General features: G+C 68.2%; 25 protein-coding genes, 1 tRNA gene and 1 pseudogene. 8 read left to right on the top strand and 19 right to left on the bottom strand.

Annotated features, from left to right (window positions below; all coding sequences use genetic code 11):
• Positions 1-554: pseudogene (locus Q8M88_RS01175) on the top strand (GTPase HflX); the annotation flags it as partial.
• 53 nt (positions 555-607) lie between these two features.
• Here Q8M88_RS01175 and mazG read toward each other — a convergent pair.
• The 5 genes from mazG to Q8M88_RS01200 all read right to left on the bottom strand — a co-directional run bounded on the left by mazG (position 608) and on the right by Q8M88_RS01200 (position 5,082).
• On the bottom strand, positions 608-1,420 hold the full coding sequence (gene mazG / locus Q8M88_RS01180; protein WP_305594247.1) for a nucleoside triphosphate pyrophosphohydrolase: 813 nt from the start codon (positions 1,418-1,420) through the stop codon (positions 608-610).
• On the bottom strand, positions 1,395-2,753 hold the full coding sequence (locus Q8M88_RS01185; protein ID WP_305594249.1) for an MFS transporter: 1,359 nt from the start codon (positions 2,751-2,753) through the stop codon (positions 1,395-1,397). Before Q8M88_RS01185 ends, mazG begins: the two co-directional genes overlap by 26 nt.
• Positions 2,754-2,874: 121 nt before the next feature.
• Complete coding sequence (locus Q8M88_RS01190; protein ID WP_305594251.1) at positions 2,875-3,366, bottom strand: hypothetical protein; 492 nt, start codon at positions 3,364-3,366, stop codon at positions 2,875-2,877.
• Positions 3,367-3,530: 164 nt separating this feature from the next.
• Positions 3,531-4,592, bottom strand: coding sequence for a histidinol-phosphate transaminase (hisC, locus tag Q8M88_RS01195; RefSeq protein ID WP_305594253.1), 1,062 nt, complete (start codon positions 4,590-4,592; stop codon positions 3,531-3,533).
• Positions 4,593-4,650: 58 nt separating this feature from the next.
• Positions 4,651-5,082, bottom strand: a complete 432-nt coding sequence (locus Q8M88_RS01200; protein WP_305594255.1) for a surface-adhesin E family protein — start codon at positions 5,080-5,082, stop codon at positions 4,651-4,653.
• A gap of 114 nt (positions 5,083-5,196) precedes the next feature.
• Here Q8M88_RS01200 and Q8M88_RS01205 point away from each other — a divergent pair, with 114 nt between their 5' ends.
• The gene (locus Q8M88_RS01205) at positions 5,197-5,619 is read left to right on the top strand and encodes a VOC family protein (protein ID WP_305594257.1); all 423 of its coding nucleotides are present in this window, start codon (positions 5,197-5,199) and stop codon (positions 5,617-5,619) included.
• Positions 5,620-5,745: 126 nt separating this feature from the next.
• Here Q8M88_RS01205 and Q8M88_RS01210 read toward each other — a convergent pair whose 3' ends face one another.
• The 7 genes from Q8M88_RS01210 to Q8M88_RS01240 all read right to left on the bottom strand — a co-directional run bounded on the left by Q8M88_RS01210 (position 5,746) and on the right by Q8M88_RS01240 (position 11,580).
• Positions 5,746-6,351, bottom strand: a complete 606-nt coding sequence (locus Q8M88_RS01210) for a phosphoribosylglycinamide formyltransferase (protein ID WP_305594260.1) — start codon at positions 6,349-6,351, stop codon at positions 5,746-5,748.
• Complete coding sequence (locus Q8M88_RS01215) at positions 6,348-7,172, bottom strand: MBL fold metallo-hydrolase (protein WP_305594262.1); 825 nt, start codon at positions 7,170-7,172, stop codon at positions 6,348-6,350. The genes Q8M88_RS01210 and Q8M88_RS01215 overlap by 4 nt, the downstream gene beginning before the upstream one ends.
• A complete protein-coding gene (locus Q8M88_RS01220) occupies positions 7,169-7,954 on the bottom strand; it encodes a TatD family hydrolase (protein WP_305594293.1) in 786 nt (261 codons plus the stop codon). Before Q8M88_RS01220 ends, Q8M88_RS01215 begins: the two co-directional genes overlap by 4 nt.
• On the bottom strand, positions 7,951-8,952 hold the full coding sequence (locus Q8M88_RS01225) for a DNA polymerase III subunit delta' (protein WP_305594264.1): 1,002 nt from the start codon (positions 8,950-8,952) through the stop codon (positions 7,951-7,953). The genes Q8M88_RS01220 and Q8M88_RS01225 overlap by 4 nt, the downstream gene beginning before the upstream one ends.
• Positions 8,945-9,577, bottom strand: coding sequence for a dTMP kinase (gene tmk / locus Q8M88_RS01230; protein WP_305594266.1), 633 nt, complete (start codon positions 9,575-9,577; stop codon positions 8,945-8,947). Before tmk ends, Q8M88_RS01225 begins: the two co-directional genes overlap by 8 nt.
• 56 nt (positions 9,578-9,633) lie before the next feature.
• Positions 9,634-10,638 carry a septal ring lytic transglycosylase RlpA family protein gene (locus tag Q8M88_RS01235; RefSeq protein ID WP_305594268.1) on the bottom strand — a complete coding sequence of 335 codons (1,005 nt, stop codon included), beginning with the start codon at positions 10,636-10,638 and terminating at the stop codon, positions 9,634-9,636.
• Positions 10,639-10,761: 123 nt separating this feature from the next.
• Complete coding sequence (locus Q8M88_RS01240; RefSeq protein ID WP_305594270.1) at positions 10,762-11,580, bottom strand: alpha/beta fold hydrolase; 819 nt, start codon at positions 11,578-11,580, stop codon at positions 10,762-10,764.
• Between the two features lie 239 nt (positions 11,581-11,819).
• Here Q8M88_RS01240 and Q8M88_RS01245 point away from each other — a divergent pair, with 239 nt between their 5' ends.
• From Q8M88_RS01245 to Q8M88_RS01265, 5 genes are all read left to right on the top strand, one after another.
• The gene (locus tag Q8M88_RS01245) at positions 11,820-12,770 is read left to right on the top strand and encodes an SDR family NAD(P)-dependent oxidoreductase (RefSeq protein WP_305594272.1); all 951 of its coding nucleotides are present in this window, start codon (positions 11,820-11,822) and stop codon (positions 12,768-12,770) included.
• A 159-nt stretch (positions 12,771-12,929) separates the two neighbouring features.
• Positions 12,930-13,019, top strand: a tRNA-Ser gene (locus Q8M88_RS01250).
• A 47-nt stretch (positions 13,020-13,066) separates the two neighbouring features.
• A complete protein-coding gene (locus tag Q8M88_RS01255; protein ID WP_305594274.1) occupies positions 13,067-13,570 on the top strand; it encodes a GNAT family N-acetyltransferase in 504 nt (167 codons plus the stop codon).
• 104 nt (positions 13,571-13,674) lie between these two features.
• Positions 13,675-14,430 (top strand): DNA polymerase III subunit epsilon, encoded by a 756-nt coding sequence (locus Q8M88_RS01260; RefSeq protein WP_305594276.1) that lies wholly within the window; start codon positions 13,675-13,677, stop codon positions 14,428-14,430.
• Positions 14,431-14,606: 176 nt separating this feature from the next.
• Positions 14,607-15,107, top strand: a complete 501-nt coding sequence (locus Q8M88_RS01265) for an SRPBCC domain-containing protein (RefSeq protein WP_305594278.1) — start codon at positions 14,607-14,609, stop codon at positions 15,105-15,107.
• Between the two features lie 16 nt (positions 15,108-15,123).
• Here Q8M88_RS01265 and Q8M88_RS01270 read toward each other — a convergent pair whose 3' ends face one another.
• The 4 genes from Q8M88_RS01270 to Q8M88_RS01285 form a co-directional block, all read right to left on the bottom strand.
• A complete protein-coding gene (locus Q8M88_RS01270; RefSeq protein ID WP_305594280.1) occupies positions 15,124-15,372 on the bottom strand; it encodes a hypothetical protein in 249 nt (82 codons plus the stop codon).
• An 80-nt stretch (positions 15,373-15,452) separates the two neighbouring features.
• On the bottom strand, positions 15,453-16,667 hold the full coding sequence (locus Q8M88_RS01275; RefSeq protein ID WP_305594282.1) for an MFS transporter: 1,215 nt from the start codon (positions 16,665-16,667) through the stop codon (positions 15,453-15,455).
• Between the two features lie 88 nt (positions 16,668-16,755).
• Positions 16,756-18,126 (bottom strand): M20 family metallopeptidase, encoded by a 1,371-nt coding sequence (locus tag Q8M88_RS01280; RefSeq protein WP_305594284.1) that lies wholly within the window; start codon positions 18,124-18,126, stop codon positions 16,756-16,758.
• A 91-nt stretch (positions 18,127-18,217) separates the two neighbouring features.
• Positions 18,218-18,679 (bottom strand): RidA family protein, encoded by a 462-nt coding sequence (locus Q8M88_RS01285; protein WP_305594286.1) that lies wholly within the window; start codon positions 18,677-18,679, stop codon positions 18,218-18,220.
• 175 nt (positions 18,680-18,854) lie between these two features.
• On the opposite strand from Q8M88_RS01285, the gene Q8M88_RS01290 reads away from it, so the two are divergent.
• Positions 18,855-21,023 carry a xanthine dehydrogenase family protein molybdopterin-binding subunit gene (locus Q8M88_RS01290; protein WP_305594287.1) on the top strand — a complete coding sequence of 723 codons (2,169 nt, stop codon included), beginning with the start codon at positions 18,855-18,857 and terminating at the stop codon, positions 21,021-21,023.
• A 12-nt stretch (positions 21,024-21,035) separates the two neighbouring features.
• Here the strand turns inward: Q8M88_RS01290 and Q8M88_RS01295 are convergent, their stop codons facing one another.
• The 3 genes from Q8M88_RS01295 to Q8M88_RS01305 all read right to left on the bottom strand — a co-directional run.
• Entirely contained in the window at positions 21,036-21,461 is a 426-nt protein-coding gene (locus Q8M88_RS01295; protein ID WP_305594289.1) for a CBS domain-containing protein, read from the bottom strand.
• A gap of 155 nt (positions 21,462-21,616) precedes the next feature.
• A complete protein-coding gene (locus tag Q8M88_RS01300; protein WP_305594291.1) occupies positions 21,617-21,982 on the bottom strand; it encodes an SgcJ/EcaC family oxidoreductase in 366 nt (121 codons plus the stop codon).
• 5 nt (positions 21,983-21,987) lie between these two features.
• A partial coding sequence (locus tag Q8M88_RS01305; protein ID WP_371132607.1) for an enoyl-CoA hydratase-related protein occupies positions 21,988-22,721 on the bottom strand: 734 nt, incomplete at its 5' end.

Below are 22,721 nucleotides of genomic sequence, written 5' to 3' on the forward strand. Positions count from 1 at the left end.
CGGCGATCGTGGCCGACACAGTCGGCTTCATCTCCGACCTGCCGCACGAACTGGTCGAGGCGTTCCGCGCCACGCTGGAAGAGGTGCGCGAGGCTGATGTGATCCTCCACGTGCGCGACGTGGCGGGCGATGAAAGTCAGGCCCAGGCCGACGACGTGGCCGGCGTGCTGGACCGCCTGGGCGTCGATCTGGAGACGCGCCGCGTGCTCGAAATCTGGAACAAGGCCGATCTGCTGGACGCCGACACCCGCGAGAGCCTGACCGGCGATGCGCGCCGCCGTCATCCGCCAGCCCTGCTGGTCTCCGCCCACACGGGGCAGGGGTGTTCCGAACTGCTCGACGCCGTCGCCGGCATGGTCGACGACGCCGATCCCATTGAAGCCCATGTGCCGGCAGGCGAGGGGGCGGCGATCGCCTGGCTCTATCGCAACGGCCGCGTGGTCGAGAGCCTGCCCGCCGAGGATGGCGGCGTGGTGATGTCCGTGCGCCTCACCGCCCAGGCGCTGGGCCAATTCGAGCAGCTCTATCCACAAGCGGAGCTGAGGGTCCACTAGGTCGGCGGCCCGGCCTGCGCCAGCATGCGCCTGATCGACGGCTGGCGGACTGTCTAGCCGCGCTCCAGGGACTTGGCCTCATCCCAGAGCGCATCCATTTCGGCCAGGTCGGATTGCGCGGTACTGCTTCCTCGCTCCGCAAGTCTCGCCTCTATATGACTGAATCGACGAACGAATTTGGCGTTCGTCAGGCGCAACGCGTCCTCCGGCTCGACGCCCAGAGTGCGCGCCAGGTTGGCGACCACGAACAGCACGTCGCCCAGTTCCGCGCGCGCCTTGTCCATGTCGCCGGCGGCGATCTCGACCTCCAGTTCGGCGACTTCCTCCTTCAACTTGGCGACCACGTCCTCGACCGTCGGCCAAACGAAACCGACGCCAGCCGCGCGCTTTGACAGCTTCACCGCCCGCGTCAGCGCCGGCAGCCCCACGGGCACGTCGCCGAGCAGGCCGCCACTTCGGGCCTTGGCCGCGCGCTCATCCGCCTTGATGGCTTCCCATCCGGCCGATTGCGCAGGCTCGTCGGCGTAGGCGGCGTCGCCGAACACATGGGGGTGACGGCGCACCATCTTGTCGACGATCGCCTGGGCCACGTCGGCGAAGGCGAAGTCGCCGCGTTCCTCGGCTATACGGGCGTGGAACACCACCTGCAGCAACAGGTCGCCGAGTTCGTCTTTCAGATCGTCAAGGTCGCCCCTTTCGATGGCGTCGGCCACCTCATAGGCCTCCTCGACGGTGTAGGGGGCGATGGTCGCGAAGGTCTGCTCGCGATCCCACGGACAGCCGTGCTGAGGATCGCGCAGCCGACGCATGATCTCGAGCAACTGCTCCAGCGGCGGCAGATCAGTCGACGGGGCGGGCGAGGGCATGGGTCTCCTCGGGAAGCGGGGGTTGCGGGTTTTCGCCCAGGTCGCGCGCATCGAGGTCGGCGCGGATCTCGGCGTGACGTTTGGCGTTCAGCGGATAGCCGAGGATAGCCCAGCCGCCCAGCAGCGCCAGAGCCACGGGTGCTGCGATGAACATCACGGAGAGGCCTGCCAGGCCCGCATCAGGGCCGACCGCCTTGGCGTCGAAGCCGACCAGTTCCAACCCCACGTAGGTGATCCCGACCGAGGCGGCGGAGGCGAGTTTCACCGTCCCGCTGAGCAAGGCGTAGAGCAGGCCCGTGCGGTCGACCCCGCTGGCCAGCCGCACCTCGTCGCCAACGTCGGCCATCATCGCGCGCAGCAGGAATCCACCCGCGGAGAACGGCAGGCCGATGGCGAACATCATCACGCCGGCCGCGCCCAGGTTCCCCTTCGGCAGGACGACGACCGCGGCGGTGACGACCGCGTAGAACAGGCAGGCTCCGGCCAGCGCCTTGTGCTTGCCGATGACATAGGCGAGGCGGGTCCAGATCGGCGCGCCGACCAGGCCGCCCACGAAATAGATCAGAAGCAACAGCTCCGCCTCGGCCTTGGGGAAGCCCTTCACCCGCTCGAAATAGAAGAAGAACAGCGCCCCGGTGATCGCCGGGCCCATGCCGGTGGCGAGATCAGCGCCCAAGAGCCGCCGGACCGTCGGCAGTTTCAGCAAGCCCAGATACTCACGGAATCCCGCTCGCTCCGGGGCCGAGATGATCTGAGGCTCCGGGACGAGGGCGATCGCCAGCGCCAGCGTCAAGGGCAGCATGACGATGATGAACCAGCCCATGGCCGCGACGCCGGCGGCATGGCCCTCGACGCCCAGGTGTTGGAGCGCGACGGGGAGGACCAGGGCCAAGATCACCCCGATCACATTGCCCACTTGCCACCAGGCGTAGATGCGCGAGCGCTGGTCGTAGTCCGGCGAGAGCACCGCGCCCCAGGCGAGTTGCGCCAGCGTGGCGATGGAGAAGCCGACGTAGACCACCACCAGCCAGAACCACAGATATCCCGCGCCGGCGCCCGCCAAGGGCATGAACAACATGTAGGACGCCAGCATCAGGATCGGCGTGGCGAATGCGAACCAGGGCCGAAAGCGCCCGAACCTGGTGCGCGTACGGTCCATCACCGCGCCGATGAAGGGGTCGAAGCCGATGTCCAGGATGCGCACGCACATGAATGCGACGCCGACCGCGGCCAGGCTCAGGCCGTGTTCACTGACGTAGAATTCTGGAAGATAGACCACCAGCGGCAGGCCCAAGGCCGCCAGCGGCAGGGACGGGGCGGCCAATGCCGCCACAGTGCTTGTCGCTCGCCGCTCACCCGACATCACGCCCCCGCGCCCTGCACCACGCCCGAACCGCAGCGCGCAGCCGATCAGACCGCGCGCCGGGCCGTGACGCAAGGATGCAGGCTTTGGTTTAGCGCTCGGCGATCACCTGGCCGCGACCGAGACGATAGGCGAACCGGTTGATCGTCTGTTCCGCGTCCGACCAAGTGCTCGCATGGGCCGCCTGGCGGATGTCCGATTCGTACCAGCTGTAGCTCAGCGGCGTCACTGAGCCGTCGGGGCCGATGGCGCGGCCCTCGATCTGCGCGCCGCCCAGTCCGAAGCTCTGGAACGACAGGCCCGGCCGGTCGCCGAGTTCCTTGAACGTCGGTCGGTTCGGCTTCACGTCCACCAGCGTCAGCTCCAGGCGGGCGCCGTCGTAGGCGCCGGTCCGCCCTAGCTCACGCTCGACGCTGCGACGCAGACTGGCGGCCAGCCGATCGACGTCCCGCACGCCGTACTTCTGCTCCGCCTTGGCTTGCAGCTTGGGGGCGACGGCGACACGCACCTCCGCGCTCGCCAGCGCCGGCGCAGACCACACGACCCCGAGGGCGGCGAGGGTTGCTAAGCTCATCATACGCATGGGAATCGGCTCCCGTTGATTGTCGCCCCTGTTCACATGGGGACAGTTCAGATGGGGCGCCATCAGACGGTGAACAACGCCCGTCACGCCACAGTGACATGAGCGTCATGGTTCGCGCCAGCTTGCGGCGAAGTCATGGCGCCGCTGCGGGGTGGGGGCGGGATCTAGACCTTCAGGATCTCCGTCAGCGCGGCGAGCAGACGCTCGATCTGCAAGTCCGTTCCGACGGTGATGCGCAGGAAGTCAGCGGTGCGAGGCGCAGGGAAATGCCGCACTAGAACCGCGCGCTCGCGCAACGCCTGCGCCAGTTCGCGCCCGCCCCGGCCCGGATGGCGCGCAAACACGAAATTGGCCGAAGAGGGCAGGACCTCGAAGCCCAGCGCCTCCAGGCCACGGGTCATGCGATCCCGCCCGGCGATCACCGCGGCGCGCCTGTCCTGGAAGTAGGCTTCGTCCTCGATCGAGGCTATCGCGCCGGCCTGTACAGGCCGGCCCAGAGGATAGGAGTTGAAGCTATCCTTCACTCGGACCAGCGCCTCGATCAGGCCAGCATCGCCGATCGCATAACCGACCCGCAGTCCCGCCAGACCGCGCGACTTGGACATGGTGCGCACCACGAGCAGATTCGGGTGCTCGGCGATCAGCGGGATCGCCGTCTCGCCGCCGAAATCGACATAGGCCTCGTCGATCACCACAGGTTGGTCGGGATGATCCGCAAGCAGTTGGCGAATCTCGTCGCGCGGCAACGCGACGCCGGTGGGCGCATTCGGATTGGCCAGGATGATCGCACCGGCTGGTCGGCGATAGTCTGCGACGCTCACTCGCATCGCCTCGTCCAGCGGCACGGTCTCATACGCGATCGCGAACATCGCGCAGTAGACCGGATAGAAGCTGTACGTGACGTCAGGAAACAGCAGCGGCGCGTCATGCTTCAACAGGGCGACGAAGGCGTGGGCCAGCACCTCGTCGGAACCGTTGCCGACGAACACCTGGTGGGATTTCACGCCGTGATAAGTCGCCAGCGCCTCACGCAGCGCGCTCGACTGGGGATCGGGGTAGAGCCGCAGCGTTTCCGCCGCTTCCGCCGTGATCGCCGCCGTCACGGCCGGGGAGGGGCCGAACGGGCTCTCATTGGTGTTCAGCTTCACCAGATCGGCGACGCGCGGCTGTTCGCCGGGCACATAGGGCTCCAGCTCGCGGACCAGATCGCTCCAGAAACGGCTCATGCGGGGTCAGTGCGCAATCGCGCCCGCCATGTCCAGCGTCTCGCGACCCGTCGGACCTTCAGCGCTTGGCGCAGGCGATCTCCAGCGACTTCCCGTCGACCGTGCCCGGCTGCGGCTTGGCCCAGGGGTCGGTGGAGTCCGGTGGCTGGACCGATTGCCCCTCCGCGTTGTGACCGGCGAACACTGCGACGCGGAGGTTGCGGAAGCGTCCACCCCGGCAGTCGTACTCGTCGAGGCTCAGCATGCTGAGATAGCGCTTTCCGCCGATGACCTCGCCGTCGCGGTATTCATAGCGTAGCTGCAGGCGTGGAAAGCCCTCGGGTCCCGCCGGAGCAGGTCGACGGTAGATCAGCATGTCGCCGTCGCTCGTCATCCGCGCCGCCGGCCAGCCGTCATCACGGACGGTGGAGGCCCAGCTTGTATCTTGCGCCACGGCTGGCGCGGCGCCTGCCGCCAAACCGATCATCAGTCCTAAGCTCGCTGCACGCATGGCCGCCTCCAGTCATGCTCAAGCTTGCCGTGGATAGCTGTTGTCCGCCAGAGGTCTTAACGGCGAAAACATCGGGGAGGGCGTCGGCCGCCCGCGAAGAAGAGGTGCTCCGCCATGCAGCAGCAGATGTCCGTCATCACCCTCGGGATCGCCGATGTCGCGCGATCGAAGCAATTCTACGCCGGAGGCTTCGGCTGGACGCCGGTGTTCGAGAACGAGGAGATCGTTTTCTACCAGATGAACGGCTTCGTCCTGAGCACCTGGCTGAAACCTTCGCTGGAGACCGACATGCAGCGCGGCGGCCTCGCGACACCCGGAGCCTTCGCCCTGGCGCACAACGTCGCCGGTCAGGCCGACGTGCAACCGTTGATCGACCAACTGGCGCAAGCCGGCGGGCGCGTGCTGCGACCCGCCGACGCGCCGGCGCATGGCGGTTTCCGCGGCTACGTCGCAGACCCGGACGATCACGCGTGGGAGATCGCCTGGAATCCAGCCTGGCCAATCGACGGCCAGGGGCACGTCACCTTCGGCGTCTGAACCAAGTCGCGACTGTTAAGGTCCATGAACAGGGGCCCGCCAACGGCCTTCACGGCAGTATCGTAAATGCGCCTAAGATAGATTATCGGAAATTGGAAGATGTACGAGATTGCTGCCGACCAGGCGTTAACCAGGCAGCGTGAGTTCGCCCTGGGCGATCCGCTGCAAGGTTTGGACGAAGAATCCCGGCTCTGCCGCCGTCACACGAGCTTCGAGCATTTGGGCCGTATCCCCCGTCTCCACCGGTACGGCGTGGCGCGCGATGACCGGTCCGTGGTCGTATTCCTCGTCGACCACCAGGATACACGCGCCGCTTTCCGCGACACCGGCCGCGATCACCGCCTCATGGACGTGACGGCCGTACATGCCATGGCCGCCGAACCGAGGCAGCGGGCCTGGATGGATGTTGAGCACGCGGTTGCGGTAGGCGCTCAGCACCTTGGGGCCGAGTTGGCGCAGATACCCCGACAGCACGACAAGTTCGACGCCTGCTGCCTGCAGCGCCTCGCTAAGCCTGGCGTCGGCGGCCTCAGGGTCGGCCTGCGTGGCGATGCACTGGGTAGGGATCGCGTGCGCTTCGGCGAACGCCAAGAGCGGCGAAGTACGGTTGTTGCTGACCACAAGGCGCGCGCTGGCGTCCAGACGACCAGATTCAATGGCCGCAATCACCGCCCGCGCGCTGGACCCGTTTCTGGACGCGAGGAAACCCAGGTTGAGATGCTGAGCCGTCATTCGAATTCCCGGCCCAGGTGATGCTCGAATCGCAGGCCGTCGTACGCGGGCTCGACCCCGGACGGCAGGACCGCGGCCAGCGCCGCGTAGTCCAGGTCGATGTGAAGATTTGTCAGGATCGCGCGCCTGGGTTTCAGCCGGTCTATCCAGGCCAGCGCTCGCTCCACATGGGCATGTGTCGGGTGCGGCCGCCAGCGGAGCGCATCGACAATCCACACATCCAGGCCCTCGAGCGCCGCGAAGGAGTCTTCAGGTAAATCCGCCACATCGCTGGAATAGGCCACATCGCCAAAGCGGAAGCCGACGGAGCGCACCAGCCCGTGGTCCTGGTCGAAGCCGATCACGGGAATAGCGCCGCTTGGTCCCTGCACGCTCCAAGGCTGGCCGTGCGCCGGCATGGCTTCAGCCTGGCAAATCGCCGGGTAACCCCCCTCGCCTACGAACACGTAGTCGAAGCGACGCAGCACCGTGCTCCGCGTCGCAGCGTCCATGTGACAGGGAATGCGCACGCCGTCGTGCAGGTAGAAGGCGCGCACGTCATCCAGACCGTGGACCTGGTCGGCGTGGTCGTGGCTGAGCAGGATAGCATCGAGGCGCTTGGCGCCTGCGCTGGCCGTCTGCAGGCGCAGGTCGGGCGAGGTGTCGACGATGACCGTTGTTTCCCGCTGTGGGCTCTCCCCCCGCCGGCGCACCAGCAGCGAACACCGCGTGCGCAGGTTGCGCGGATCGTTGGGGTCGCAGTCACCCCACGCGCCGTCGGCGCGCGGTACGCCGCCGGACGAGCCGCTGCCCAGGATGGTGAACTCCAGCACGCCGCTCACGGGCGCGGGATCTTGTCGAACAGGTCGAAGAAGGCGTCCTGCGTGCGTTGCTCGGCGTCGTCGCGCGACCAGCCGCGGATCTCGGCCAGCTTGTCCAGCACGTGCGGCAGGAAGGCGGGCTCGTTGCGCCGTCCGCGATGTGGAATGGGGGCGAGGTAGGGGCAATCGGTCTCGACGATGATCCGGTCGCCCGGCATCTGGGCCACCACGTCGCGCACGTCCTGGGCGGCCTTGAAGGTGGCGATGCCCGACACCGAGAACCAGGCCCCCAGGGCGGCTGCCCGCGCGGCGAGGTCCGGGCCGCTGGTGTAGCAGTGCATCAGCATGCGGAACGGCCCGCGCGCGTATTCCTCCTCCAGGATGTCGCCCATCGCCTGGTCCGCTTCACGCGTATGGATCACCAACGGCAGGCCGCTCTGCCGTGCGGCCGTCACATGGGCGCGGAACACCTGGACCTGCACGTCACGGGGGCTCAGGTCGTAGTGGAAATCGAGGCCCGTCTCGCCGATCCCGACGACTCTGGGGTCGGAGGCGAGCGCCAGCAGATCAGAGGCGTTCAGCGCCGGGTTCTCCTTGGCCTCGTGCGGATGGGTGCCCACGGTGCACCAGATGTCCGGAGCCTCAGCCACCGCCCGGACGGCGGCGAAGTTCGACAACCGGTCGCTGATGTTGACCATCAGAGCGACGCCGGCTTCGCGGGCGCGGGCGATCACCTCGGCGCGGTCGGCGTCGAACTGCGGGGCGTGAAGATTGACGTGGCTGTCGATCAGCATGGGTCTCAGTCGCGGGCCGCCGCGCGCAGCTCCGATAGAGCCGAGAAAAAGGCGTCGGCGCGGTCCAGATTGAGGCCCTCGACCTCGCGCGGCAGGCGTTGCAGCGTCTCCCACGCCTGGGCCCAGCGATCAAGCGCGCCCGCGCCGTCCGCGGCGCGCGTGCGTGCCAGGTCATGCACGCGCGCCGATAGCCGGTCGAACAACAACGCGAACTGCGCCGCGCCCTCCGTTCCGCGAAACCGGTCGGCCAGCGACAGCGCCGCCGCCTCGTCCATCCGCGGCAGATCCCCCAGCAGATCGCGCGCGGCGTCGTCCATGGCTAGGGCTTGGGTTTGCGACAGGGTCAGCGCCCTGCCCGGCGCGCCGCCCGACATGCGCGCCAGGCGCAGGCTCTGTTCGACGTCGACGCCGGCGCGAGCCCGCACGAACTCGGCGACGCGCGGCTCCTCCAACGGCGCAAAGGCCAGTCTGCGGCAGCGCGAGCGGATCGTCGCAAACAAGCGCCCGGGCGCGTGGCTGACCAGCAACAGCACGCCGCGGCTGGGGGGCTCCTCCAGCGTCTTCAGCAGGGCGTTGGCCGCGTTGACGTTGAGGTCGTCGGCGGCGTCGACGATCGCCACGCGGTAGGGCGCCGAAGCCGGCGATTTGGCGAAGAACTCCGGCAGCTGGCGGGCTTCGTCGACCGGGATCAGGCGGCGCGCCTTGCCGTCTTCGCCCAACTTCTCCAGGACCATCAGGTCGGGGTGCGAACGGGCGGCGACCTGCCTGGTCACGGGATGGTCGGGATCGGACCCGAGCTGGCCGTCCGAGGGATCTGGGGTCGCCCCAAGCAGCCGTCGCGCCGCGCGATAGGCGAAGCTCGCCTTGCCAACGCCTTCGGGGCCCGTCAGCAGCCAGGCGTGGTGCAAACGCCCAGCCTCCCGCGAGGCTTCAAACGCGGCCTCGGCGGCTTCGTGCCCCATCAGGCCGCGAGAGTCGCGGGGATGCGGGATGGCGATCTCAGCCACGGTCAAGCAGGCGGGTGCGGACGCTGTCCCAGACAGCCTCGCCAACGGCGGCGATCTCGTCGCGCCCGTCGATCACCACACAGCGTTCAGGCTCGGCGTCGGCGATGGTCAGGAACGCTTGCCGCAACCGTTCGTGGAAGCCCAGGCCTTTGGACTCGAACCGCGCTTCGCCGCCACCGCGCCCGCCAGCGCGGGCCAGGCCCGCGTCCGCCGGAAGGTCCAGGATCAGGGTCAGGTCCGGGCGCACGCTCAACACATGGCTTTCCAGCGCCGAGATCAGCGCCGGATCCACGCCACCGCCCGCGCCCTGATAGGCGCGGGTGGAGTCGGCGAAACGGTCGCAGACGACCCAGGCCCCGCGATCCAGCGCCGGCGTGATCGTGCGTTCGATATGGTCCCGACGCGCGGCGTACATAAGCAGCGCCTCGCTCAAGCCTGACCAGCGGTCGGCGTCGCCGTTCACCAGTAGGTCGCGGATGCTCTCGGCGCCCGGCGAGCCGCCGGGTTCACGGGTTGCGACCACCTCGACCCCGGCCTGCGTCAGGCGTTCGGCCAGCCGGCGGAGCTGGGTGGATTTACCCGCCCCCTCCCCGCCTTCGAAGGTGATGAAACGTCCGCGCGCCACGCGGCCCAAATTGGCCGGTTCGACGGCGATGTCCAGACGGGGCGTCCGGCCGCTGTCTAGAAGGGACGAATGACCCGGGCGTCTTCGAAGCCGAGGGCGGCCACGCGATCGCGCGTCGCCCAGGCCTCCACCTCGTCGGCGCCGCCGGCCAGCATCACCCGATAGAGACGCTCGCCGTCACGGTCGACCGGTTCGATGCTGGCGGGGCCGGCCATCGACAGTTCGCGCACGGCGCGCTGGGCGTTGCCCTCGTCGCCATAGGCCCCGGCCTGGACGCGGAACGGGCCGCTGGAAGGCGCAGTGTTGGCGACGACGATCGGCGCCGGCGTCGAGCCGTAGCTGGGCGGCGTGGAGGTCGGCGGCGCATAAGACGGCGTGACATAGGCGGGCTGGCCGTAGGTCGCGGGCCGGGCGGCGGCCAGGGGCGGTAGCGCCTGGGAGCTCACGGCGCCAGCGCGGGCGACGACCGGTTGTGGCGCTGTCATCGGCATCGGGGCGGCGCCTTGCGCGTAACGGACACCTTCGCCGACGCCCAGCGGGGCCGGGCCCAGATAGCGGACGCGGACCTTGGCCAAACCCTTGGCGTCGTAGCCGAGCTGGCGGGCCGCCTCGTGCGACAGGTCGATCAGCCGTCCATCGACGAACGGCCCGCGATCGTTGACCCGTACCTGCAGGCGCTTGCCGTTCTCCAGGTTGGTCACCTCGACCATCGAAGGCAGCGGCAGCGTCGTGTGCGCCGCCGACACGGCGCGCATGTCGAAGGTTTCGCCATTGGCGGTCGGCTTCATGTTGAATTCGTCGCCGTACCACGAGGCCATGCCGGTGGCGTCGTAGTTGGCGTCCTCGCGCGGTACGTACCAGATGCCGCCCACCTGATAGGGCTTGCCGACCTTGTAGATCCCGCCCTGCCCGCTCGGGAGCTGGCCAGGGGTATGGCTGGCCACGTGGTCGCTCGGCATCCGGTTGGACAGCCTGGGATGCGTGGCGCAGGCGGCGAGCGACGCTCCGGCCAGCAGGATCACGGCGAGATTGCGCACGGGCGCGAGGCGAACGGCGTGCATGGAGGACTTCCCTGACTTGCAGGCCGCGCGTCAACGCGGCGTCAGGGTTAATGTCCGTCAGGAAGCCTTGAGCGCGCCTTAACCAGCATGGTTAACGCGGCGGTTCTGGGCAAGCAGCCCTCCTTATCCGTTGAGGAAGTCGCTGATCATCTTTGCGACTTCTCGCGGCCGTTCGGTGATCATGCTGTGGCCGGTGTCGGGCATCACCACCATCTGGCTGCCTTTGATGCCCTCATGCATCACCTTGCGACCCTCGGGAGACGGCACGTGGAGGTCGTTCTCGCCATAGATCAGCAGGGTCGGCGCCTTGATGCGACCCAGGCGACGGGTGAGGTAATAGCGCTTGCGCATGGGGATGGCGCCGAACATCTCGCCCACGCCGTCGTAGGTTTCAGCGGCGTTGGGATAGTCGACGATGCGCTTTCTGGCCTCCAGCATGGCGGCGCGCACCTCGTCGTCGGCGATTCCGGCCAGATCCTGGGCGAGTTGATCGTGGCTCGGCAATTGCGCGCGTTCGGCGACGCCGGCCGGCGGCTGGACGTTGAGGCCGGCGTTCGCGGCGAGCACCAGCTTGTTGACCCGCTCCGGACTTTCGTAGGCGAGCACGCCGCCCACCCAACCGCCAAGCGAGTGACCGACGATGTTGGTCTTCTCGAACCCGAGGGCGTCCTGCACCTCGCGCACATGGTCCACCAGGAAGCCGAACTCGTAGCGGCCCTCGCGGCGCGAGGTGTAGCCGGCGCCGACGTGGTCGATGGCGTAGACATGGACGCTATCGGCCAGGCCTTCCTTGATGCAGGCGAGCCAGGCTTCGGCGCTGTTGGTGAAACCCGCGCCGTGCAGGAAGATCGTCGGATAGCCGCTTCCGGCCTCCAGCACGTGCGCCTGACTGTCATCCAGATCGAGGGTGTAGTCCTTGATGTTGTCCAAGAGGCCGACCATTGCGCGTTGCTCCCATGTCCGTTTGTCGCTGACCGACCTGTCGTGGCCGGACATCAGCGCCGTCTCCGCGGCGCGCGACGTTGCGAAACGCGCTGACCCTGCGCAACCCCTTTATGCGATCCTCCCCGGGCGTTGATGGCTGGACGTGGCGTAGCGACGCGTTCAGGGAGCGTGTTAACACGCGATCAGACAGCGCTCGCGGGGACGCCAACCTGCGATCATCAGAAGGAACGCTCCAGATGCCACAGCCATTCGGGTTCAACTCGACCACCGAAGACGTGCTTGAAGGCGTCGATCTGAAGGGGAAACGGATCTTGATCACCGGCGCTTCGGCGGGGCTCGGCATTGAGACCGCCCGCGCGCTGGCGTCGCGCGGCGCTGATCTGGTGTGCGCTGCGCGTGATCTTGAAAAGGCGCGCCGGGCGCTCGCCGAAACGTTCGAACAGGCGGCCGATGGCGTCCAGATCGAGCTGATCGAACTGGACCTGGCATCCCTGGCCAGCGTGCGCAAAGCGGCGGACGCGCTGAACGCAAAGGGAGAGACGTTCGACGTGGTGATCGCCAACGCTGGCGTGATGGCTTGCCCCGAAGGCACGACGTCGGACGGGTTCGAGACCCAGTTCGGCACGAACCACCTGGGCCACTTCGTGTTCGTCAACCGTATCGCGCCGCTGATCAAGGATGGCGGACGCGTGGTGATCGTCTCGTCCGGCGCGCATCACCGGGGCGACGTCGACCTGGACGATCCGAACTTCGACAAGACGCCCTACGAGCCCTATCTCGCCTACGGCCGTTCGAAGACCGCCAACACGCTGTACGGCGTCGCCTTGGACAGCCGGCTGCGCGGGCGCGGCGTGCGCGTCGTTTCGCTCAGCCCCGGGCTGGTGCCCACCGAGCTCGGACGACACCGCGCCGGCGCGCCGGCAGGCGCTTCCCCAGCCCCAGCCCCCAGCGTGCCGCCTCTGCTCCCCAAGACCCTGCAGCAGGGCGCGGCCACGTCGGTGTGGGCCGCGGTGGTGGCGGCTTCGGACCTGATCGGCGGCCAGTATTGCGAGGACGTCCAGGTGGCGCCGATCAACACGGACCTGGCGACACGTGGCGGCGTGCGACCGTATGCGATCGATCCGACGCGCGCCGAGGCGCTGTGGCGCAAGAGCGAGGAGATGGTCGGCGAACGCTTCGACCTGTGAACATCCGCGCGCGCCGGCCAGCAAAGCGCGCCGTCGATCGCGCTTGACGTCCAACCTCACCCGTTTAAGCCCACGCAACTCGGCGCTGCGGCGCGCAGGTGCAGAAGCTTATCGGCGACCACTACAAAGGTCGCCATAAGACATTGTAATTGTAGACAAGGACGGGTGGCCGAGTGGTTTAAGGCAGCGGTCTTGAACACCGCCGTGGGTGAGAGCCCACCGTGGGTTCGAATCCCACCCCGTCCGCCACAGCGTCGCGACTTGACGCGACCGAACCTCCTTCGAGGCGGCCCACCATGACCACATCTCCGATCGCCGTTCGCAGAGCGGGGCCCCAAGACGCCCCTGCCCTCGGCCGCCTGGGTGCGCTGCTGGTGTCGCTCCATCACGGTTACGACGCCGAGCGGTTCATCGCGCCGACACCTGGGACGGAGCGCGGCTACGGCGCCTTCCTCGCGTCGGAGATCGAGCGCAAGGACGCGATCATCCTCGTCGCCGAGCAGGACGGCGAAGTCCTTGGCTATGTGTATGCGGCCATCGAGGGGCACGACTGGATGGCCCTTCGCGGCCCGGCAGGCGTCATCCATGACCTGATGGTCGATCCGGCGCGGCGGAACGGAGGGATAGGCGGCATGCTGCTGGTCGCCGCCCTCAACGCTCTCACCGCGCTTGGCGCCCCGCGTGTGATCCTGTCGACGGCGATGCGAAACGAGGGCGCCCAGAGACTGTTCGCCAACGCCGGTTTCCGCGCCACGATGGTCGAGATGACGCGCGAGCGGCCCGACGCCCGGTCTGAATAGGCCCCGCACCCGGCCGCGTCGTGCAGCCCACCGCGGCTCACCGGCGGCGATAAGGATCTCCCTCCGGCCTTGGTCAAACCGGCGCCGCTGACCATATCCGTCCCATGCCTTTCGCCCGCGCCCGCGTCCGCGTCATTGACCTGGAGACCGCCGGGACGGCTCCGACCGACGTCTGCGAGATCGGCTGGCAGGACGTCGTCCAGGGCGAGGACGGGCGCTGGTCGCTCGACGCAGGGCGTGACGCCATGTTCATCAACCCGGGCCGTCCGATCTCTGCGGCCACCATGGCGATCCATCATATCCTCGACGCCGCCGTCGCCGGCGCGCCGTTCTGGAAGGACGCCGCGCCGCCCGTGTTGCGCCCCGAGGGCGGCGTCACGGCCCTCGCCGCGCACCGCGCCGCGTTCGAGCAGCGGTTCTGCACGCCGGCGCTGAGCGGCGCGGCGCAGTGGATCTGCACCTGGAAATGCGCCCTGCGGCTCTGGCCGCATCTGGAGAGCTTCTCCAACCAGATGCTGCGCTATCAGCGGATGCCGCAGGGCTTGGATCATGCGACCGGACTGCCCGCCCACCGGGCGTTCCCCGACGCCTATGTCACCGCCCATCATCTGAGGGACATGCTGAACGAGGCCTCGCTCGACCAACTGATCGCCTGGAGCCGGGAACCGGGCCTGCTTCCCCGTGTGCCGCGCGGCCCGAACCGGGGCCTGTCGTGGGAGGCCCTCGCCCTCGCCGATCTTCAAGCGCTCGCCGCCGATCGCGACCTGGACGTGAGGTTCAGCGCGCTGACCGAGCTGCGACGACGCGGCGAGCTTGACGCCCCGTCCGCAACCGCGCCGCCTCAGCCGACCCTGCTCTAGCCGCGGGGGCTGGGAAGGGCCGGCGGTCAGGTTCAATACGCACCAGCAACAGAAGGCCGGCGCGATGTCAGGCCTGTCGATTTCGACCCTCAACAGATCTTCGCGATGTCGGCATTCCACGCACTCGATCGTCGTTCCGCTGAATCGGACGAGATTGCGAGAGAAGAGGAAGAGACATGGGCCAGAGCGGTCAACCTGAGCGGGCGAACAACCTCACCACGGTCACGCGGAAATCCGACCGTGAGATCGTCGTCACGCGAACCTTCGACAGCCCGGCGCGCACGGTGTTCGACGCCTGGACCCGACGGGAACTCTTCAGGCTGTGGTGGGCGCCCAGGTCGATGGGCGCGACGCTCAGCGCCTGCGAGATCGACGCCCGCACGGGAGGCGGCTACCGGATGACGTTCGGCGACGGATCGGACTCGATGACGTTCTTCGGCCGCTACCTCGACGTAACGCCGCCCTCGCGCCTCGTCTGGACGAACGAGGAGAGCGCCGACGGGCCGGTCACCACCGTGAGCTTCGAGGATCAGGGCGAGAGCACGCTGCTGATCTTCAGCGAACTCTATGGCGCCGCCGAGCCTCCCGCCGACGCAGCCGCCGGGATGCAGGCGATGATGTCGGAACAATTCGCCCAACTGGACGAGTTGCTCGCCTCACGGCGCCGAGCGGCGTGAGCATGGGTGAGACGCGTCAGTTCGCGGTGAACGACCGGATCGACCAGCCGTCGCTGGCGATTTCGCCAGCAAACCGTTCGGCGGCGACTTGCGCGTCGACGCGCGCGGCCTCCGGTTCTGCGAAGGTTCGCAGCTCGACCGCAAAGCCTTCCGGATCAAGGGCGTAGGTGACGGGTCGGCCTTGACGAAGCGTGGGGATCTGCCGGGACGGGACGTGGCCGATCGCCACAATGGGGGTCTCGGCAGACTTGTTCGCAATCATCACGGCGGCCTCTTCACGTACTGTCTAGGTTTAACGCAACTGCACGTGATGGGTTCACGACGACCGCACCTCGCGCAACGCGGTCAGACCGCCGCAAGCGCGGGCTGCGGGCGCGCGAAGGGGCGGAACGTGAGCGCGATCAGGAAAGCGCCGATGCCGACGCCGCACGAGCCGACGAACAGCCACGTGTATCCGGCGAAGGCGTCGTAGATCAGGCCGCCCGCAACCGGGCCCGTCGCCATTCCCAGACTGCCTGCCATCGCCGTGCCGCCGATGATCGTACCCATCATGTGCAGTGGGAAGTTCTCCCGCACCAGCACGGCGTAGAGCGGCATGACGCCGGAATAGATGAACCCGAACAACGCTGCCACGGCATAGAACCCGCCCAGGTCGCTGACCGCGGCGTAAGCCAGGGCGCCGAACGCCTGCACCAGAAGGCCTGCGACCAGGACGCGCTTGGCGCCGAACCGATCGCCGGCAACGCCGAACACGAGGCGTCCACCGAGGCCTGCAATCCCTTCCAGGCTGTAGATCGACACCGCGGCCATCATCGGGATCCCACAGGCCATCGCGTAGCTGACGGTGTGGAAGATCGGTCCCGAGTGCGTCGCGCAGCAGAGGAAGTTCGTCGCCATCAGGACGAGGAACTGCGGGGATCTCAGCGCCTGCCCCACGGAGATCGCCGGCGCCGACGGATCGCCCGCACCCTCCGCGGGCGCGACGGCCTCCAGCGCCGGCGGCCTTCGGATCAACAGCGCGGCGGGTATCATCACGACGGTGACCACACCGGCGATGATCAGCAGCGAGGCTCTCCAGTCGTGGCGCTCGATCAGCCAGGCGGCGAAGGGCGACATGGTCACCGGCGCCATGCCCATCCCGGCCGACACCAGGGACACGGCGAGGCTTCGATGGGTGTCGAACCAGCCGGTGACGCAGGCCATCATCGGCGCGAAGATCGCCGCCGTGCTGCCGCCGACCATCAGTCCGAAGGCGAGCTGGAACTGGAGCAGCGATGTCGTGCGGCTGGCCAGCGCCAGGCTCGACGCCAGGATCACCGAGCCGACGATCAGCACCGGGCGCGGGCCGAAGCGGTCAGAGAGACCGCCCCAGGCCATGCTGCCCAACGCCATGGCGATGAAGCCGAGCGTCATGGCCCCGGACACCCCCGTCACCGACCACCCCGTATCGCGAGCGATGGACGTAAGCAGCACGGGCAGGGAGAACATCGCCCCGATCGCGACACAGCCCAGCAAACCGCCGGCGGCGACGATCACCCATCGATAGTGCGACGCGCCCATCGCGTGGCTCCCGATTACTGTTGTGGAGGCTTCCAGGCGAAGGACGCGCAGGCTCGCCCCGATCCGACATCATCAAGGCGACAGAGCGTCAGGGCATGCCAGTCCCGTTCGCCCGCACCTCCGCCAGGGAGCGCGTGCAGGTGTCGATGATGCTGAACACGTAGCAGCGCGCCACGCGCATCATTACGTCGAGGTCGGCGCCCTCCCCGCTCAGGAAGCCGAAAGCGGGGTCGCCCGCGTGGCGGACCTCGCCGCCCAGCCGCGCAGTGGGAACCCCCCAAGTGCGCAGCACCGCCGCGTCGGTCATCCCGGAAAGGCCTGTGCGGGCGCGGTGCGGCGAGCCTTCCACGGCCTCCCACGCCCGCATCGCCGATTGCACGATCCAGTTGCCGGGCTCCGTCGCCGTGCCGGGCATCGACGAGTAAGGCTCCCACGCGATGCTGATGTCGGGGTGGTCCGCCCGGAAGCCGTCCACGAAGGCTGCGAATTCGCGCAACGCGTCGCGGACGTCGGAACGGGGGCTGATGCGCAGGTCCAGGTAGAGGTTGCAGACGCTGGGCGAGAAGTCCGGCTTGAACGGCCAGCCGCCCTCGATCGCGCCCACATGGCCGGGAGTCGCGACCTGACCGTCGCTGTGACGTTCGGCGTAGCTCTCGAACCAGTCTTCGAGGGCCGGGATGAGCCTAGCCGCATCCGAGATCGCCCGCCGGAACACCCCGCGCCGCGCGGAGTATCCGACGACCCCTTGCACGGTCAGCTTGATCCAGACGACGCCGGGCTCCTCCCAGACGACCCGGTAGCCAGGCTTGGTGCTGAGGCAGTAGTCGGCCTGTACGCCGTGACGCAGCATGTGCAGGGTTCCGATCCCCTGGCCCTCGTAGGCCTCGCCCACATAGGGGCGGCCGGCGTGCGGCGTCTGGACGCGATGGATGCCGCCGCTGACCAGTCCGACGATGACGTCGCCGCAGAGCTTCGCGCCGCTCGCCGCCACCGCCTGGGCGGCCAGGATCGCCGCCGCCGCCCCAGCCTTCGGATTGCCCGCGCCGGCGCCGTGGATCACCTCGCCATCGCGCGCCGCGACCGAGCGGAACGACGGATGGTCGAGATCTCCAACCACCAGGCGGTCGTCGTCCGCGCCGGCGATGTAGTGATCGAAATGGCCATAGAGCAGCAGCGACGGCCCCGAACCTTCGCCACGCAGGCGACCCACCGCGTTGCCGCGCGCTGGCGACAGCGCCTGGTATTCGGCGTCCAGGCCGCCTTCCCGCATCCGCGTCACGGCGTATTCAGCGCAGGCGCGTTCGCCGCCCGTGGGGCTCGGGATGTCGACCATCTCGCTGATCAGGCGTTCAAGCTGGTCCCTGTCGAGCAGGCTCCAGGCCCGCTCGATCCAGCCGAGCTGATCATGGGTCAGGTCGCAGGCGTTCGGCCTCACGTCGGTCGGATCGATGGCGGCCATCACTGCCTCCCCTGGGGTAAGGCGACGATATTCCTCGATGCGGTCGCGCGGCAACCGGCTGTCACTGGTCGGCGTGCGCGGGTGGCGCTGTTCAGGCGACGCGCATGATCGCCTCGATCTCGACCGGGATGCCGCCGGGCAGTGAGGCGACGCCGACGGCGGAACGGGCGTGCAACCCACGATCGCCGAGCACCTGGACGAACAGGTCGGAGCATCCGTTGATGACTTTCGGATGCTCCCTGAAGTCCGGTGTCGCGTTCACCATCCCCAGCACCTTGATCACCTCGACCCGCTCCAATCCGCCAGCCGCCGCCTGAGCCGCGGCAAGCAACCCCAGGCCGATCTGTCGCGCGCAGTCGCAGGCCAGCTCAACAGTGACGTCATGGCCGACCTTGCCGACGATCCGCTCGCCGTCGGCGCCTCGCGGGCCCTGGCCGGACAGAAAGATCAACTCCCCCGCCCGCTTCCAGGACACGTAGTTGGCCAGCGGGGTCACCAGGGCTGGCAATTCCAGTCCAAGGTCCCGCAGTCGCTCGAGCGGTGTAAGCGCCATGATATGCCCGTCGCCTCGCGGTCGATGTCACTGGAGGCAGGACACGCCGACGTCTGCCGTCTGCGCCGGGTCAAGTGGCGGCGCGGCCTCGGGCATCGCGTCAATTCAGGGCTGGCGCAGACGTCCACAAATCCTAATCTGGCGGCGTCGCGTGCGACACAGGAGCTCGGGTTAGATGGCGGCGGCGACCTCGCGGCGCGACTTCCTCAAGGTGACGGCTTCAGCCGCGGGCCTTTTACTGGCCTACAGGGCCGCGCCCGCCGCACAGGCGCAGGAGGTTGCGACCCTCAGCGCCTACGTGCGCATCGGGCCAGACGGGCTGGTGACGATCATGGCCAAACATCCCGACATGGGTCAGGGCGTGGCCACGTCGCTGCCCATGCTGATCGCGGAAGAGCTGGATGTGGCGTGGGAGAACGTCCGGGTCGAACAGGCGCCGGCCGATGCGGAGCTCTACGGAAACCAGCGCTCCGGCGGCAGCCGCACGATCGCGATGAACTGGGACGATCTGCGCCGCGTGGGCGCCGTGGGCCGCGCGACCCTGATCCAGGCCGCAGCGGTCGGTTGGCGATGCGCGCCGCACGAGTGTTCGACGCTTCCCGGGCGCGTCGTGCACGATGCTTCCGGCCGCTCCGCGAGCTATGCGGCGCTGGCGCCGTTATGTGCGGCCCTCACCGCCATCCCCATGGACTCCGTGACGCTGAAGGCGGCGAAAGATTACCGCATCGTCGGCAAGTCCATGACCCAGCTCGCCACCCCGGCGATCGTCACTGGCAAACCGCTGTTCGGCATCGACGTGGTGCGACCCGGAATGCTGTACGCGGTCTACGAGAAAGCCCCCGTATTCCGCGCCAGGGTCGCGTCCGCCGACCTGGACGCGGTCAAGGCGGTCAAGGGCGTGCACGACGCCTTCATCATCGAGGGCGGCGATGAACCCGACGGCCTGGTTTCCGGGGTCGCCATCGTCGCCGACAGTTGGTGGCGCGCCAACCAGGCAAGGTCCAAGCTGAACGTCCGCTGGGCCGACCACGCCGGCTCGGACCAGAGCACCGCGGGCTTCGCCCGAGCGGCCGCAGCGCTCAACCAGGGCCCGCCGCACGAGACTCTGCGCCAGGACGGCGACGTGTCCATGGCCTGGACCAAGGCGACGAAGACGGTTGAGGCGGCCTACGACTATCCGTTCCTGGCGCATGCGCCGCTCGAGCCGATGAACTGCACCGCAGATTATCGCGATGGACGTATCGAGCTCTGGGCGCCGACGCGCAATCCAGGCGGCGTGCGCGAGGGCGTCGCCAAGACCCTCGGGTTGCCGCTCAAGGACGTCACGGTCAACGTGGTGCGCTCCGGGGGCGCTTTCGGGCGCCGCGCGCAGGTCGATGTCTACGTCGAGGCCGCGGCGATCTCCAAGCGCGTGAACGCACCGGTGAAGCTGCTGTGGACGCGCGAGGATGACATCCGCCACGATTTCTACCGGCCTGCGGGATTCCATTTCCTGAAGGGCGGCGTCGACGCGGACGGGCGAGTGGTCGCCTGGCAGGACCACTTCGTGACTTTCGGCGACGCGAAGCAGGCGGCTTCGAGCGCCGGCCTGGCGCCCACGGAGTTCCCCGCGCGGTTCGTGCCCAACTGCCGGATCGTATCGTCACGGATACCGCTGAACGCGCCCACAGGGCCTTGGCGGGCCCCGGGATCCAATGCGCTCGCCTTCGTGATGCAGGCGTTCATCGACGAATTGGCGCATGCCGCAGACAAGGATCCGCTCGATTTCCGCATGCAATTGCTCGGCGACGCCGCGGTCGTGGGGGATGGCGCGAACGCCTATGACGCAGGGCGCATGCGGGGCGTGCTGAGCGCTGTCGCCGAGATGTCCCACTGGCGCAACCGCGGGTCGCAGGGCAAGCGGACCGGCTTGGGCGTGGCGTTCCATTACAGCCATGCCGGCTACTTCGCCGAGGTGGTCAAGGTGCGCGTCGACGACGACGGGCGGGTCAGACCGTTGCAGGTCTGGGTGGCGGGAGACGTGGGCTCCACGATCATCAACCCGTCGGGCGCGGACAGCCAGGTGGTCGGTTCGGTGATCGATGGCTTCTCGGCCGCGCTTCACCAGAAGATCACCATCGAGAACGGCGCGACGGTGGAGAGCAACTTCACCGACTATCCGCTGCTGCGGATCGGCGACGCGCCGCCGGTGGAGGTCCGGTTCGTGAAGACCGATAACCCGCCCACCGGCCTCGGCGAACCGGCCTTGCCGCCCGCCATTCCCGCCCTAGTCAACGCGGTGTTCGCGGCCACCGGCGTGCGCATCCGCAGCCTGCCGATCGACACCGCGCTGCTGCGGGCATGATCGCCTGTGTTGCTACTGAGTAGCGGCGGTGTCTTCGGAGATTTCCTCAAGCGTGCGGCCGACGACCTTGGCGCCATAATCCTTGGCGATATCGCCCAGCGATAGGATGCCTGCCAGGTTTCCCTGCTCGTTCAGCACGACCAGCCGGCGGATCTGGTGGGACCCCATCTTGGCCGATGCGTCGGCGACATTGTCGCCTTCGGCGCAGGTCTGCACGTCGCTGGTCATGACGTCCGAGACGGGACTGTCGAGCCCCACGCCGGTGGCGATGCCCCTGATCACGATATCGCGGTCTGTAACCAGCCCGACGACCTTGTCCCCGTCGGTGACGGGCACCGCGCCGCTTTCGATCTGCGCCATGACGCGCGCCACCTCGGTGAGCGTGCTGGTGGGCTTAACGGTGACCACCTGGGCGGTCATGACTTCACTGACGTTCATGGGCGTGTTCTTTCCAACTAGGCCCAGTGAACCCCTCAGACCCGCGCCTGTTCCGCCAAGCGCAGCGCAAACGACCCGCCTTGCGATGCTCCGGCCGGTCGCCTTTGGCGTGCGGATCGAGCTCGCGCGGCAGGCCCAACAAGCGCTCTGCCTCGCTAGTTCTCTGGCGAAACGTGGTGGGCGGCGATACGCCAGACGCCGTCTTCGCGCACCAGCACCTGCGACAGCCGCCGCCGCCCAGGCGGATGATCGCCGACCGTAAAGGTGACGATGCCGGCCAGATTGATCACGTCCTCGCCCAGGGGCGTGGCGACGATCTCGCTGAACGCCGCCTGCGGGCGATCCAGGGGAGGCAAGGCTTTGAAGTATGCGCGGACGCCGTCCGGCCCCTGGCGCAGGGCGGGTGTCGAACCCAGGAACAGCGCATGCGTCGAATGCAACGCGACCAGCGCCTCGATGTCGCTTTTCGCGAAGGCGGCGGCCCACTGGGCGTGGACCGCCCTGACGATATCCTGCGTCATGGCGCTCAGCGGCCCGTCCAGGCAGGCTTGCGCTTCTGCGAAAACGCCAGCGGCCCCTCGATGTAGTCCTGGGACTGCGCCAGCGCGACAAAGGCCGGATAGGTGCGCTGCTTGGTCATCGCCTGGGCGACGGTGTCTTCGTCCAGACCCATCATAACCGCCTGCTTGGAGGCGCGCACGGCGAGCGGGCTGCCTTCGCAGATCATCTGCGCCCAGGCGCGCGCCCGTGGCATCAGGTCCGCGGCGCTGGTCACCTCGCTGACGAACCCGAGGTCCTTGGCTTCGTCCGGACCGACCCGGCGTGCGGTGAGGATCATGCTCATCGCCCGTTGCAGGCCGATCATCCGCGGCAGCCGGTGCACCCCGCCCGCCCCGGCCATCAGGCCGACGCGGGGCTCAGGCAGCGCGAACAGTGCGTTCTCCGAAGCCAGGATGATGTCGCAGGCGAGCGCGATCTCGAACCCGCCGCCCATGGCCACGCCATTGACCGCGGCGATCAGCGGCTTGGTCAGGTCAAAGCGCGAGGTCAGGCCGGCGAATCCCGAGGGCGGGCTCTTCATGTCGCCGCCCATGGCCTGGTGCTTGAGGTCGTTGCCGGCCGAAAAGGCCCGCTCTCCGGCCCCGGTGACGATGCCGACCCACTGGTCCGGATCGGGCGCGAAGGGGTCGAAGGCCTCGTGCCGCTCGACATGAGCGGGCGAATGCAGAGGGTTCATGACGTCCGGCCGGTTCAGGGTGA

The organism is Phenylobacterium sp. (assembly GCF_030693805.1).
In the GTDB taxonomy this organism is placed as follows: Bacteria; Pseudomonadota; Alphaproteobacteria; order Caulobacterales; family Caulobacteraceae; genus Phenylobacterium.

Excerpts from the sequence above, each read along its gene's own strand:
- Q8M88_RS01300 (WP_305594291.1), bottom strand. The coding sequence starts at position 21,982 with ATGACGCAGGATATCGTCAGGGCGGTCCACGCCCAGTGGGCCGCCGCC.
- Q8M88_RS01245 (WP_305594272.1), top strand. The coding sequence starts at position 11,820 with ATGCCACAGCCATTCGGGTTCAACTCGACCACCGAAGACGTGCTTGAA.
- hisC (WP_305594253.1), bottom strand. The coding sequence starts at position 4,592 with ATGAGCCGTTTCTGGAGCGATCTGGTCCGCGAGCTGGAGCCCTATGTG.
- Q8M88_RS01235 (WP_305594268.1), bottom strand. The coding sequence starts at position 10,638 with ATGCACGCCGTTCGCCTCGCGCCCGTGCGCAATCTCGCCGTGATCCTG.
- Q8M88_RS01205 (WP_305594257.1), top strand. The coding sequence starts at position 5,197 with ATGCAGCAGCAGATGTCCGTCATCACCCTCGGGATCGCCGATGTCGCG.
- Q8M88_RS01265 (WP_305594278.1), top strand. The coding sequence starts at position 14,607 with ATGGGCCAGAGCGGTCAACCTGAGCGGGCGAACAACCTCACCACGGTC.
- Q8M88_RS01285 (WP_305594286.1), bottom strand. The coding sequence starts at position 18,679 with ATGGCGCTTACACCGCTCGAGCGACTGCGGGACCTTGGACTGGAATTG.
- Q8M88_RS01210 (WP_305594260.1), bottom strand. The coding sequence starts at position 6,351 with ATGACGGCTCAGCATCTCAACCTGGGTTTCCTCGCGTCCAGAAACGGG.
- Q8M88_RS01290 (WP_305594287.1), top strand. The coding sequence starts at position 18,855 with ATGGCGGCGGCGACCTCGCGGCGCGACTTCCTCAAGGTGACGGCTTCA.
- Q8M88_RS01260 (WP_305594276.1), top strand. The coding sequence starts at position 13,675 with ATGCCTTTCGCCCGCGCCCGCGTCCGCGTCATTGACCTGGAGACCGCC.
- Q8M88_RS01200 (WP_305594255.1), bottom strand. The coding sequence starts at position 5,082 with ATGCGTGCAGCGAGCTTAGGACTGATGATCGGTTTGGCGGCAGGCGCC.
- Q8M88_RS01280 (WP_305594284.1), bottom strand. The coding sequence starts at position 18,126 with ATGGCCGCCATCGATCCGACCGACGTGAGGCCGAACGCCTGCGACCTG.
- Q8M88_RS01240 (WP_305594270.1), bottom strand. The coding sequence starts at position 11,580 with ATGGTCGGCCTCTTGGACAACATCAAGGACTACACCCTCGATCTGGAT.
- Q8M88_RS01190 (WP_305594251.1), bottom strand. The coding sequence starts at position 3,366 with ATGCGTATGATGAGCTTAGCAACCCTCGCCGCCCTCGGGGTCGTGTGG.
- mazG (WP_305594247.1), bottom strand. The coding sequence starts at position 1,420 with ATGCCCTCGCCCGCCCCGTCGACTGATCTGCCGCCGCTGGAGCAGTTG.
- Q8M88_RS01255 (WP_305594274.1), top strand. The coding sequence starts at position 13,067 with ATGACCACATCTCCGATCGCCGTTCGCAGAGCGGGGCCCCAAGACGCC.
- Q8M88_RS01275 (WP_305594282.1), bottom strand. The coding sequence starts at position 16,667 with ATGGGCGCGTCGCACTATCGATGGGTGATCGTCGCCGCCGGCGGTTTG.
- Q8M88_RS01295 (WP_305594289.1), bottom strand. The coding sequence starts at position 21,461 with ATGAACGTCAGTGAAGTCATGACCGCCCAGGTGGTCACCGTTAAGCCC.